This is a genomic window from Allostreptomyces psammosilenae (assembly GCF_013407765.1).
Taxonomy (GTDB): Bacteria; Actinomycetota; Actinomycetes; order Streptomycetales; family Streptomycetaceae; genus Allostreptomyces; species Allostreptomyces psammosilenae.
In genome coordinates this window covers 4636642-4648628 of record NZ_JACBZD010000001.1, presented here as the reverse complement: position 1 = coordinate 4648628, position 11987 = coordinate 4636642, and the positions used below count along the sequence as shown (strand labels likewise).

Here is an 11987-nt window from a genome sequence, read left to right as displayed (position 1 = left end):
TCAGGCGGTGGCGGGCAGCTGGTCCTCGATCGCGGCCAGCAGCTCGGGGGCCTCCGGCTCGGTGCGCGGCCGGAAGCGGGCCACCGGCTCGCCCTCCGCCGAAACCAGGTACTTCTCGAAGTTCCACTGCACGTCGCCGGCCTCGCCGTCCTCGTCGGCGAGCCGCACCAGCTCCGCGTAGAGCGGGTGCCGGTTCTCCCCGTTGACCTCGACCTTCTCGAAGAGCGGGAAGGAGACGCCGTAGGTCGTCGAGCAGAAGGTGCGGATCTCCTCCGCCGTGCCGGGCTCCTGCCCCAGGAACTGGTTGCACGGGAAGCCGAGGACCGTCAGACCGCGGTCGCCGTACCGCTGCTGGAGGCGCTCCAGCCCCTCGTACTGGGGCGTCAGCCCGCACTTGGAGGCGACGTTGACGATCAGCAGCGCCCGGCCCTTGTAGTCGCCGAGCGACGCCGGCTCGCCCTCCAGGGTGCGCAGCGGGATGTCGTACAGGCTCATGCCTACTCCTCCGTGATGCCTCGTGGGCCGATGGTGCCGTGACCAGTGTCGTGCCGTGACCAGTGTCCCGCCGTCACCACCGGTCCACCGACGTGACGTGCACCACCGCCCGGCCCGCCTCGTCGCAGGCCGCCAGGTCGATCTCCGCGCTGATGCCCCAGTCGCGGTCGCCGGCCGGGTCGTCGAAGACCTGGCGGACCTTCCACACCCCCGGCTGCTCCTCCTCGTCGACCATCAGCAGCTTCGGGCCGCGCGCGTCCGGGCCGGTGCGCAGCTCGTCGTGCTCGGCGTAGTACTCCGCCATCGCGTCCGCCCAGCGGTCCGCGTTCCAGCCGCTCTCGGCGTCCATCTCGCCGAGCGTCGCGTACCGGCCGAGGGCCGCGAGCTCGACCCGGCGGAACATGGCGTTGCGCACCAGCACCCGGAAGGCGCGGCGGTTGGCGGTGACCGGCGCCGGCTTCTCCTCGATGTCGGCGGGCTCGGCGCCCTCCTCGGTCGGGTTCTGCAGCTGCTCCCACTCGTCCAGCAGGCTGGAGTCCACCTGCCGCACCAGTTCGCCCAGCCACTCGATCAGGTCGCGCAGGTCGTCCGTCTTGGCGTCCTCGGGCACGGTCCGGCCGAGGGTGCGGTAGGCGTCGGCGAGGTAGCGCAGCACCAGGCCCTCGGCGCGGGCCAGCTCGTAGTGGCCGACGAAGTCGGAGAAGGTCATCGCCTGCTCGTACAGGTCGCGGGCGACGGACTTCGGCCGCAGCGGGTGGTCCCCCACCCAGGGGTGGCCGCGCCGGTAGACCTCGTAGGCGTGGGTGAGGAGCTCCTCCAGCGGCTTGGGGTGGCTGACCTCCTCCAGGCGCGCCATCCGCTCCTCGTACTCCAGGCCGTCCGCCTTCATCTGGGCGACCGCCTCGGCCTTGGCCTTGTTGGTCTGCGCCGCGAGGATCTGCCGCGGGTCGTCCAGGGTGGCCTCGATGACGCTGAGGACGTCCAGCGGGTAGTCCGGGGACTGCCGGTCGAGGAGTTCCAGGGCGGCCAGCGCGAAGGTGGACAGCGGCTGGTTGAGGGCGAAGTCGGCCTGGAGGTCGACGGTGAGCCGGACGATGCGGCCCTCCTCGTCCGGCTGGTCCAGCTTCTCCACGATGCCGCCGTCCAGCAGGGAGCGGTAGATGGCGATGGCCTGGCGGATCTGCCGCAGCTGGGAGCGGCGGTCCTCGTGGTTGTCGGTGAGCAGCCGGCGCATCGCCTCGAAGGCGTTTCCTGGCCGGCCGATGACGCTCAGCAGCATGGCGTGGGAGACCTTGAACCGCGAGGTCAGCGGCTCCGGCTCGGAGGCGATGAGCTTCTCGAAGGTGTTCTGGTTCCAGCCCACGAAGCCCTCGGGCGCCTTCTTGCGGACCACCTTGCGGCGCTTCTTCGGGTCGTCGCCGGCCTTGGCCAGCGCCTTGGCGTTCTCGATGTCGTGCTCGGGCGCCTGGGCGACGACGTAGCCGGTGGTGTCGAAGCCGGCGCGGCCGGCCCGGCCGGCGATCTGGTGGAACTCCCGGGCCCGCAGCTGGCGCACCCGCACGCCGTCGTACTTGGTCAGCGCGGTGAACAGCACGGTGCGGATCGGCACGTTCACGCCCACGCCCAGGGTGTCCGTGCCGCAGATGACCTTGAGCAGGCCCGCCTGCGCCAGGCGCTCCACCAGCCGCCGGTACTTGGGCAGCATGCCGGCGTGGTGCACGCCGATGCCGTGCCGGACGTACCGGGAGAGGTTGCGGCCGAAGCGGGTGGTGAAGCGGAAGTTCCCGATCAGCTCGGCGATGGCGTCCTTCTCCGCCCGGCTGCACATGTTGATGCTCATCAGCGACTGGGCGCGCTCGACGGCCGCGGCCTGGGTGAAGTGCACCACGTACACCGGCGCCTGCTGGGTGGTGAGCAGCTCCTCCAGCGTCTCGTGGATGGCGGTGGAGCGGTAGTCGTAGAAGAGCGGCACGGGGCGGGTCGCGGAGCGCACCACGGCGGTGGGGCGCCCGGTGCGCCGGGTCAGGTCCGTCTCGAAGCGGCTGACGTCGCCGAGGGTGGCGGACATCAGCAGGAACTGGGCGCGGGGCAGTTCCAGCAGCGGCACCTGCCAGGCCCAGCCGCGGTCGGGTTCGGCGTAGAAGTGGAACTCGTCCATGACCACCTGGCCGACGTCGGCGCGCTCCCCGTCGCGCAACGCGATGCTGGCGAGCACCTCGGCGGTGCAGCAGATGATCGGGGCGGTGGGGTTGACGCTGGCGTCGCCGGTCATCATGCCGACGTTGTCCGTGCCGAAGGTGGCGCACAGGTCGAAGAACTTCTCCGAGACCAGGGCCTTGATCGGCGCGGTGTAGAAGGTGCGGCGCCCGTCGGCCAGCGCGGCGAAGTGGGCGCCCGCCGCGACCAGGCTCTTCCCGGAGCCGGTGGGGGTGGAGAGGATGACGTTGGATCCGGACAGGATCTCGATCAGGGCCTCTTCCTGCGCTGGGTAGAGGGTGATCCCTCGGTCGGCGGCCCATCCGGTGAAGGCGTCGAGCAGGGCATCGGGGTCGGCGCCGGAGGGCAGCTGTTCGATGAGAGTCACGGATCCCATAGTGCCCGGTCACGGCCCGCCGAGGGAATTCGGAACCCGGCGCGGGCCCGGCGGCCGGCCGGCGGCGGGCGCCCGGCGGGCATGCGGGCGGAATTCCGTTGCGTCGCCGGGTCGGCGCCGAGCAGCATCTGCTCCCATGACGACGACCACCCGCACGCGGACCACACCCACCCTCGCGGTGCCGGGGGCCACACGGCGACAGCGCGGCGGCAGGCCGGTGAGGCGGTACGACGACGCCCCGCCGTCGTGACCGGCGTCCTGGTCGCGGGCCTGCTGGCGGGCTACGGCATCGCCGTGCCGGTCGGCGCGATCGCCGCCCTGCTGGTGGACTACGGCGCGCGCCGCCCGTTCCGGGTGGCCGCCGCGGCGGCCATGGGCGTCGCCACGGCGGACGGCCTCTACGCGCTGGCCGCCGTCCTGGGCGGCGCGGCGGCGGCGCGGCTGATCGAACCGGTGGCGCCGGCCATGCGCCTGCTGGCCGGGCTGCTGCTCCTGGCGCTGGCGGTGCAGACGGTGGCCACCGCCCTGCGGCGGCACCACGCCCCGGCGACCGCCGCCGCCCCCGGGCCGGACGGTGGGGCGGCGACCGCCCCGCGGGCCTTCTGGCTGTTCCTGGGGCTGACCGTGCTCAACCCGGCGACCATCGTCTACTTCGGCGCGCTGGTGCTGGGCAGGCAGGCGGAGTCCGGCGCGGGCGCCGGGACCGGCCCGGGCCCCACCGAGCTGCTCTTCGCCCTGGCCGCCTTCGCCGCCTCGGCGAGCTGGCAACTGCTGGTCGCGGCCGGCGGCAACCTGGTCGGCCGGCTGCTCACCGGCCGGCGGGGCCGGCTGGTCACCGCCCTGGTCTCCGCGGGGGTGGTCGCCCTGCTGGCCGGCCGGCTCCTGCTGGCCGGGTGACCCCGTGGAGCGGGCGGCGCCGGCCCGGCGACCGCCCCAGGCCGGCGGCGTCGGGGCGCTGTGCGATGGTGGTCGGGTGAACCTGGAAGACCTCGTCCGGCTCCGCCGGGCCCGTGACCTGATGGACCGCGACTACGCGAAGCCGCTGGACGTGCCGGCGCTGGCGCGCGTCGCCCTGATGTCGCCGGGGCACTTCTCCCGCAGCTTCCGCGCCGCCTTCGGGGAGACGCCGTACAGCTACCTCATGACGCGGCGGATCGAGCGGGCCAAGGCGCTGCTGCGGCGGGGCGACCTGACCGTGACCGAGGTCTGCATGGCGGTCGGCTGCACCTCGCTGGGGTCGTTCAGTTCGCGGTTCACCGAGCTGGTCGGCGAGAGCCCGAGCGCGTACCGGGCCCGCCGCCACGACGACGGCGCCGCCATCCCGCCCTGCGTCGCCAAGATCTACACGCGACCGGTCAGGAACGGAGAAGCGAAACCCGCGCCCCGCGCCTAGCGTGAAGCGCATGGACATCAAGCTTTCACAGTGCTTCATCGCCGTCGACGACCACGACCAGGCGGTCCCCTTCTACCGGGACGTCCTCGGCCTGGAGGTGCGCAACGACGTCGGGTTCGAGGGGATGCGCTGGGTGACCATGGGCTCGCCGTCACAGCCCGACGTGGACGTCGTGCTCGAACCGCCCCTCGCCGACCCGAACGCCTCGCCCGCCGACCGGCAGGCCCTGGCGGAACTGCTGGCCAAGGGGCTGCTGCGCGGCGTCATCTTCCACACCGACGACGTGGACGCCACGTTCGAGCGCATCCGGGCCGCGGGGGGCGAGGTGCTGCAGGAGCCGATCGACCAGCCGTACGGCGTCCGGGACTGCGCCTTCCGCGACCCCAGCGGCAACATGCTGCGCTTCACCCAGCCGCGCGGGTAGCCGGCGAGCCGGCCCGCCGCTCCGGGGCGCGGCCCGCGCCCGTCACCGCCCCGTCCGCCCCGTCCGCCCCGTCCGCCGCGCCCGTCACCGCCCGGCGCCGCCGCCCGCGCGAGCGGAGATGGAGGGCGGCGGCCACGGCGGCGCGCACCGGGGCCGGTGGGCGGCTCACGCCGGTGGCCAGGCGCAGGCGGTCGTCCAGCAGGGCCGCCCAGGCGGCGCCGGCGAGCGGGGCCAGGGGGCGCAGCGCGGTGGGGAGCCGGTGGGCGAGGTAGGTGCGGGTGGCCGCCATCAGGCGCCCCGCCTCGGGGGTGTAGCGGAAGTGGTCGGCCTCGAAGGCGTCGGCCCAGGCGGCGGTGGACTCCCAGCTGGTGGGCAGGCCGCGCACCCCCATCAGCTCGCCCATCTCGGTGAACAGCCGGTGGGCGGCGGCCCGTTCGTGGTGGCAGGCCGGGCGGCGGCCGTGGCGGTCCAGCCAGCGCAGCGGCACCACGATGAGGGCGGCGATCACGTAGCGGGCGGCGTCGGCCCCGAGCCAGTGCGGCGCGTGCAGCGCGTCGAGTCGGCGCACGGCGGCGTGTCCGGGGCTGCCCGGGGCGAGGCCGTGCCGGATGACGGCGTACATCACGCGCCCGGTGTCCTTGGCCCGCTCGCGCGGGCGCGAGACGGCCTTGCCGGTGGCGTGCAGCGCGGTGGCGACGGCGGGCAGGCCGTAGGTGCGCTGGAAGGCGAGCGCGAAGCCGATCTCCAGGTCCGCCGGGCAGGTGTCCAGCGCGAGGGCGCGGAAGACCGCGTGGTGGCTGGGCGGGCGGGGGGCGTGGTCCGCGACGGGTGCGCAGGCCAGGCAGCCGTCCGGGGCCGAGCCGGCCCGCGAACCGGGTCGCGTGGCGGGTTCGGTGCCGGTGGTCACGCCTCGTCTCCGGCCGGCACCGACCCCGCGTGGGCCCGCGCGGGCCCCTCGACGGCGGCGGCCGTCTCGGCGAGGGCGGCGGCGACGACCGGGCCGTTCCAGGCACGCGCGACCCGGACCAGGTGTTCGAGTTCCTGGCGCAGGTCGGCGCCGGCCTCGGCGAGTCCCACCTCGGCGACCTCGTGCGGGTGCAGCGGCAGGCCGGCCCGCCGGGCCCGGACGGCGGAGGCCAGCGCGGCGGCCTCCACGACGGCGTCCACCTCGGCCGGGGTGGCGTGGGCCGCCAGCGCCCCGCGGCGGGCTGCCTCGATGGTGTCGACGTCGTACCAGCCGCGCAGTTGCAGCTGTCCGTCGCGGATCTCCACGACGCGCCGGGCGAGCCGCCACTCCAGGTCGCGCACGGCGAGCAGGGCGCGCAGGCCGTGGCCGGTGGTGACCGCCCCGGAGTCCAGGACCACCGAGGGCGCGGCGGACCGCACGGCGGTCCACAGCGGTTGCAGGGCGCGGAACTCGCGGGCGTGGGTGGCCCAGGCGGCCGCCGAGGGGGTGCCCATGCCGATGGTGATCAGCGCGGCGCCGGCGGCGGCGAAGACCGGGGCGACCGAGGTGCTGAGCAGCTCCCAGGTGGGGCCGTGTGCCCCGTTGGCGCAGGCCAGGATGGCCGCCACCTTGCAGGCGCCGTAGCCGAGGGCGATCCAGCTGCCGACCGCCACCGCGCACACCCCGCGCTTGAACCACGGCTGGCGCAGGGTGCGCGCGTAGCGGAAGCAGACCACGCCGATGCTGAGCAGGGAGAGCGCGAAGAACGCCTGGTAGAGGAGGAGGAAGACGGTGACGGAGGGGATCTCGGCGTAGGTGGTGTCGAAGTCGAGCGGGTGCTCGGCGCTGTCCACCCGGGACAGGTCGGCGGTGAGGAAGAGCGTGATCATCATCGCGACCACGATCACGGCCAGCAGCAGCACCCAGCGCACCGAGCGCCGTGACAGGTCCCAGGCGCGGTCGGGGTCGGGGCGGGTCCACAGCAGGGTCTGCACCGTTCCGGAGGCGGAGAAGCCGGTGATCAGGCAGTAGACCAGCAGCGTCGCCAGGTTGGGCACGCCGGTGAGGCGGTCCACGGTGGTGTAGACGGCGGGGGCGGCGACCACGAAGGCGGTGGCGGGGAAGGCCAGGCAGGAGGTGAGGGTGTACAGCGACGGCGACGGGGCGCGCCAGACGGCCCGCACCTTGAAGGCGAGCAGCAGGTAGGCGCCGAGGCCGCAGGTCAGGTAGACGGCGTTGAAGGCGACCGGGTCAGACACGCCCGCCCCACGTGTGCTCCAGCGCCGGCGCGAGCCGTTCCGCGGCGGTGCCGGCGGCCGGCCCGGGGCGTTCGATGAGGCGGCGCAGCAGCAGCGTGCCGGCCGTCTCCGCCTCCAGTTCGGCGGTCTGCGAGTAGTGGTGGCGGGCGAGCACGCGGGCGACCACCTCGGGGTCGAGGGTGGGCAGCAGGGTGCGGGAGGCGTCCGGGTCGAAGGTCTCGCCCTCGACGTGGCCCCAGAGCAGGTGGCCGAGTTCGTGGCCGATGATCTGGGCCTGGTGCAGGGCGGAGGTGCGCATCTCGTGGAAGATCCAGTCGCCCTCGTCGTCGGAGCACAGCAGCCCGCTCGGGCAGCCGACGGGGAAGGCCATGGGCACCAGTCGCAGGGGGCGGCCGCGTTGCTCGGCGATCTGCGCGCACAGGCTCTGGATGTCCGATGTGGGCCGCAGCCGCAGGGCGCCGAGCATGGCCTCGCACCGCCGCCGCACCTGTCGAACGCTCATCGGACCTCCGTCCTCGCCGTGCCTCGGGGCCGGCCACGCGTCCCGATTCTCTTCCCCCCGTCTCCTGGATCGCCGTCCTGCCCGGTCGCCGCCGGCCGGCTGCCCCGTTCCGTACCGCCGGGTCGACGCGTCGTTCGCGCCGGGCCCGGCGGTGGCCGGGCCGCGGGCCTCGGCGTGGGCGGGCCGGAAGTAGCCGACCCTCGGCGGGGCGGCGCCGGCCCTGGCGCCCGGGCCGGCGGCCGGCCTCGGCGGTTCACCGTATGGCGTTGCCATGCGACTCCCCCGTGCCGGCACCGTGCGGCTGGCCGGGCTCGGCCCCGCCGACGGTGGCCGCCGCGGTGGCCGGGGTGGCGGCCGTGGCCGTCTCGGGCAGGTTCAGCTGGGCGCGGAACTGGCCGATCATCGTGCCGAGGGTGTCCAGGATCTCCGGCGGTAGGCCGGCGGCGCGCAGGGCGACCTGCCGGACCCGCTGGTCGCGGAGGGTGGCCAGGAAGCGGACCTCCTCTTCGGTGCGTGCGACGGCGTCGGGGTCGTCACCGAGCAGGTAGTCGGCCCCCACGCCGAAGAACGAGGCGACGGCGGCGAGGGTTGCGGGCAGCGCCGAATCCGTCGGCGCGTCCGGGGCGTCGCCGTCCGGCGCCGGGTCGGGGAGGCGGCCCTCGCGCAGGGCGGCGACGGTCGCGGGGGCCAGCCGGACCCCGCCGTACTTGGCGGGGTTGCCGTTGACGGCTTCCGCCACGTCCTCGTCGGTGTACGGGCCGCTCTGCGGGTGGACGTGGTCGAAGAGGAAGCGCAGCCGGGTCGCGACCGTGCCCGGGTCGAGCAGGGCCTGGCCGGCCGGCCCGGCGGTGGGCGCGCCCGCCGTCCACTCGGCCGCCCCCGGCACCCGGAAGGGGGCGGGGGAGGCGGCGGAGGGCCGGTGGTGGGCGCCGGCGGAGGGCGCGGCCACCGGCGACGGCGGTGCGCCGGCGTCGTCGAAGAAGTACCCGGGTGGCACCCGGAAGTAGTCGGCGAGGGCTTCGAGGTGCCGCTTGGTGGGGTTGTCCTTCTTGCCCGTGCGCAGCTGCCAGATGTAGACGCCGGATATCGTGCGCCCGCCGGACCGGGCGTTGATCGCCCGGGCGACCTCGGCGTGCGACGGTGGCTTGCCGTTGGCCCGGGCGGCCTCCTGGAACAGCTGGTCGAGCTTGGCGGCGAGGTCGGTGCCCGCCCGCTCGTCCACCTGTTCGTCGTGTGCCCCGTCCCCCATGGCCACCCCTTCCCTCGCCACCCGTACCAACGGTCAACTGTACGCACCCCACTCGGGGCGATGCCACGGCGAGCTACCGGACGGACACGCTCACCACGTTCGACGCGTCGTCACTTGTCCTGCCCCGCCCGGGTGTACAGCCGGAAACGGTCTAGCCGCACCCCCGCTCATGAACTAGTGTTAACGTCTAGCGGGGGGCCGGTAGTGGACCGCCTCAGGGCGGTCCACTACCGGCACGGGACTTTCTGGCGGCTCTTTCCGCAGTCCAGCTCGCCGCAGAAACGATGTACCACCTGACGGCCGGGAAGGTCGTCCGACACACCGACATCCCGTCCATTTGCTCATGTGAATGAGATTGGGCCGCATGGGTGGGTAGTGTCATCGTCCAGCGCCCGGCACCCATCGGCCCGGCCACTTCCGGACCTCCTTCCCCACCCCGCGGCGGCCTACCCGGGGGCAGGGGAACGGCGGGCGGAATTCACCGGAACGGGGCTTCCCGCATGGGCGCGCACCCGGCCGCCAGCACAGGCGCGCCGCCCCGCCCGGCCCGTGACACCACCCGACCAGGAGCCAGCCCCGTGCCGCTCGCCACCGTCACCGCCCCCGCCCACCCCCCTGCTGCCACCGCCCCCGCCACCACCCCGCCCACCGCCGCCACCCTGAACCGCGTACCGCTGCGCGAGCAGATCCGGCGCCTGCTGCTCGACCGCCTGCTCTCCGGCGCCTGGGCACCGGGCCAGCGCATCGTGGAGCGGCACCTCGCCGCCGAACTGCGGGTGAGCCAGGCCCCGGTGCGGGAGGCGCTGCGGGAACTGGAGGCGCTGCGCCTGGTGGAGACCGTCCCCAACAAGGGGGCCCGGGTGCGCGCCGTCTCCCTCGGGGAACTGGCCGAGTCCTACCCCGTCCGGGCCGGCCTGGAGGAGGTCGCCGCCGAGCTGGCGCTGCCCCGGCTGGCCGGCGCCCGGGCCGAGTCGCTGCGGGAGCTGGCCGACGCCATGGACCGGGCGGCCGAGGCCGGCGACGTGCCCGGCCGGATCCGGCACGGCGTCGCCTTCCACCGCGCGATCGTCGCCGCCTCCGGCAACCAGGTGCTGTCGCACGCCTGGGAGGCGCTCGGCGTCGGGATATGGGCCACCCTGGCCTGGCGGTGGTTCGGCACCGAGCCGCACGAGGACGCCGCGGGCCGCGCCGCGATCGTCGAGGCGTTCCGGCGCCGGGACGCCGCGGCCCCGCGCCTGCTGCGGGAGCACGTGCTGGCGCACACCCCGCGCCAACCCGCCGTCAACCCCGCGTTCACCGGGGGTTCCACGGCCTTTCTCATGCCGTTCACATCTGACTGTTAGTCGGCGATCAGTCGGGGCGTGTTCCCTACTCGCGGCACGAACACCAGTGCCGTGAGGAAGGACCCCCATGCTGTTCCCACTCCGTCGGCGGCGCGCCGCGCCCGCGCCGCCACCCCCCGAGCCAGCAACCACCGCCCCGACCGGCGGCGCCCCGACCGTCCCACCGCCGACCGCCGTGCCCGCGGGCACCGGGCCGGGCACCGGGCCGAGCACCGCCGGACCCGCCGACGGTGGGCGCGCCACCCGGACCGCCGGCAAGCTGCACGCCTTCAACCGCTACGAGATCAAGTACCTGGTCGACACCACCACCGCCACCCGGATCCGCGACCGGCTCGCCGAGCGCCTCGACCGCGACGCGCACAGCCCGGTCGGCGGCTACGGGGTGTGGAGCCTCTACTACGACACCCCGGACCTGCGGTTCTACTGGGAGAAGATCGAGGGGCTGCGCTTCCGCCGCAAGCTGCGGGTGCGCCACTACGGCGACCGCACCGCGATCACCGACGACACACCGGTCTTCGTCGAGATCAAGCAGCGGGTCAACCGGGTCACCCAGAAGCGCCGCGTCCAGCTGCCCTACCTCACCGCCCGGGAGCTGTGCGACGGGCGCGCGCTCGTCGAGCACTCCCCGGCGCAGCGCGCGTTCGTCGAGGAGGTTGTGGAACTGATCTGCCGGCTGAACCTCCAGCCGACCGCGATGACCGGCTACCAGCGCGAGGCCCTGGTCGGCCGGGACGCCGACCTCGGGCTGCGGGTCACCTTCGACCGGCGGGTACGCGGCCGGGACCGCGACTTCCACCTCGGCGCCGAGTCCACCAACCGGTTCCTGATCCCTCCGCACATGACGATCATGGAGGTGAAGGCGAACGAGCGCGTTCCCTACTGGCTGACCGACATCACGGCCAGCATGAACCTCCAGGTCGTCCGGGTCTCCAAGTACTGCCAGAGCATCGAGGTGCACGGCAAGGCCCCCCGGTCCGCCTTCCACGTCCGCGAGGAGGACGTGGCCGAGGACCTCACCATCCGCAGCGACGCCGGCGGCCGCACGGGCCGCCACCGCGGCATCCCCAGCCACCCCGACCGAGTGAAGGCCTGACCCCCGACATGAACCTCGATCTCCAGGACCTCAGCGGCACCTTCAGCGTGACCGACATCGTCATCGCCATGGCGCTGTCCTTCGTGCTCAGCTCCGTCATCGGCTGGGTCTACCGCGCCACCCACCGCAACGTCTCCTACAGCCAGTCCTACGTGCAGACGCTCGTGATCGTCGGAATGATCGTGGCGCTGATCCTGCTGGTGATCGGCTCCAACATCGCGCGGGCCTTCTCCCTGGTGGGCGCCCTGTCCGTGGTGCGCTTCCGCAACGCGGTGAAGGAGACCCGGGACGTCGGCTTCGTCTTCCTGGTGATGGGCATCGGCATGGCCTGCGGCGCCCGCTTCTACACCCTGGCGGCGGTCGCCACGGTGGCCATCTGCCTGATCATCCTCATCATGAGCCGGTTCAACTGGTTCGCCCTCAACGTGCAGCGCCAGGTGGTCAAGGTGCAGGTGCCCGCCGGCGAGGACCACACCATGGCGATCGGCGACGTCCTGGTGAAGCACACCTCGGAGTTCGAACTGGTCAGCACCGAGTCCGTGCGCGGCGGCGCCCTCACCGAACTGCTCTACACGGTGCGGCTGAAGAAGGGCAGCGAGCCGGGCCGGCTCGTGGCCGACATGCGGGAGAGGACCTTCGGCCAGCGGGTCACCGTGCTCACCGGCTACGACCAGACGGACCTGTGACGCC

At 74.0% G+C, this 11987-nt stretch carries 12 protein-coding genes; 6 read left to right on the top strand and 6 right to left on the bottom strand.

Annotated features, from left to right (window positions below):
* Together FHU37_RS19220 and FHU37_RS19215 are read right to left on the bottom strand one after the other, a co-directional pair.
* Complete coding sequence (locus FHU37_RS19220) at positions 1-495, bottom strand: glutathione peroxidase (RefSeq protein WP_179815378.1); 495 nt, start codon at positions 493-495, stop codon at positions 1-3.
* 73 nt (positions 496-568) lie between these two features.
* Positions 569-3079: a DEAD/DEAH box helicase gene (locus FHU37_RS19215; protein WP_179815377.1), complete on the bottom strand. Its 2511-nt coding sequence runs from the start codon at positions 3077-3079 to the stop codon at positions 569-571.
* Positions 3080-3334: 255 nt separating this feature from the next.
* Here FHU37_RS19215 and FHU37_RS19210 point away from each other — a divergent pair, with 255 nt between their 5' ends.
* From FHU37_RS19210 to FHU37_RS19200, 3 genes are all read left to right on the top strand, one after another.
* On the top strand, positions 3335-3985 hold the full coding sequence (locus FHU37_RS19210) for a LysE family transporter (protein WP_312892672.1): 651 nt from the start codon (positions 3335-3337) through the stop codon (positions 3983-3985).
* Between the two features lie 76 nt (positions 3986-4061).
* Positions 4062-4481, top strand: a complete 420-nt coding sequence (locus FHU37_RS19205) for a helix-turn-helix transcriptional regulator (protein ID WP_179815375.1) — start codon at positions 4062-4064, stop codon at positions 4479-4481.
* Between the two features lie 10 nt (positions 4482-4491).
* Positions 4492-4905: a VOC family protein gene (locus tag FHU37_RS19200; RefSeq protein ID WP_179815374.1), complete on the top strand. Its 414-nt coding sequence runs from the start codon at positions 4492-4494 to the stop codon at positions 4903-4905.
* On the opposite strand, the gene FHU37_RS19195 is transcribed toward FHU37_RS19200, so the two are convergent.
* The 4 genes from FHU37_RS19195 to FHU37_RS19180 form a co-directional block, all read right to left on the bottom strand.
* The gene (locus FHU37_RS19195) at positions 4886-5812 is read right to left on the bottom strand and encodes an oxygenase MpaB family protein (protein ID WP_179815373.1); all 927 of its coding nucleotides are present in this window, start codon (positions 5810-5812) and stop codon (positions 4886-4888) included. The genes FHU37_RS19200 and FHU37_RS19195 overlap by 20 nt on opposite strands.
* Complete coding sequence (locus FHU37_RS19190; protein ID WP_179815372.1) at positions 5809-7110, bottom strand: MAB_1171c family putative transporter; 1302 nt, start codon at positions 7108-7110, stop codon at positions 5809-5811. Before FHU37_RS19190 ends, FHU37_RS19195 begins: the two co-directional genes overlap by 4 nt.
* Positions 7103-7612, bottom strand: a complete 510-nt coding sequence (locus FHU37_RS19185) for a hypothetical protein (protein WP_179815371.1) — start codon at positions 7610-7612, stop codon at positions 7103-7105. Before FHU37_RS19185 ends, FHU37_RS19190 begins: the two co-directional genes overlap by 8 nt.
* Before the next feature lie 253 nt (positions 7613-7865).
* Entirely contained in the window at positions 7866-8861 is a 996-nt protein-coding gene (locus FHU37_RS19180; RefSeq protein WP_179815370.1) for a hypothetical protein, read from the bottom strand.
* A gap of 659 nt (positions 8862-9520) precedes the next feature.
* Here FHU37_RS19180 and FHU37_RS19175 point away from each other — a divergent pair.
* From FHU37_RS19175 to FHU37_RS19165, 3 genes are all read left to right on the top strand, one after another.
* Entirely contained in the window at positions 9521-10204 is a 684-nt protein-coding gene (locus FHU37_RS19175; RefSeq protein ID WP_246451072.1) for a GntR family transcriptional regulator, read from the top strand.
* A gap of 67 nt (positions 10205-10271) precedes the next feature.
* Entirely contained in the window at positions 10272-11297 is a 1026-nt protein-coding gene (locus FHU37_RS19170) for a polyphosphate polymerase domain-containing protein (protein WP_179815368.1), read from the top strand.
* A gap of 8 nt (positions 11298-11305) precedes the next feature.
* A complete protein-coding gene (locus FHU37_RS19165; protein WP_179815367.1) occupies positions 11306-11983 on the top strand; it encodes a DUF4956 domain-containing protein in 678 nt (225 codons plus the stop codon).
* Positions 11984-11987 lie beyond the last annotated feature (4 nt).

Coding starts and splice junctions, on each gene's coding strand:
- FHU37_RS19220 (WP_179815378.1), bottom strand. CDS start 495: ATGAGCCTGTACGACATCCCGCTGCGCACCCTGGAGGGCGAGCCGGCG.
- FHU37_RS19200 (WP_179815374.1), top strand. CDS start 4,492: ATGGACATCAAGCTTTCACAGTGCTTCATCGCCGTCGACGACCACGAC.
- FHU37_RS19185 (WP_179815371.1), bottom strand. CDS start 7,612: ATGAGCGTTCGACAGGTGCGGCGGCGGTGCGAGGCCATGCTCGGCGCC.
- FHU37_RS19180 (WP_179815370.1), bottom strand. CDS start 8,861: ATGGGGGACGGGGCACACGACGAACAGGTGGACGAGCGGGCGGGCACC.
- FHU37_RS19170 (WP_179815368.1), top strand. CDS start 10,272: ATGCTGTTCCCACTCCGTCGGCGGCGCGCCGCGCCCGCGCCGCCACCC.
- FHU37_RS19165 (WP_179815367.1), top strand. CDS start 11,306: ATGAACCTCGATCTCCAGGACCTCAGCGGCACCTTCAGCGTGACCGAC.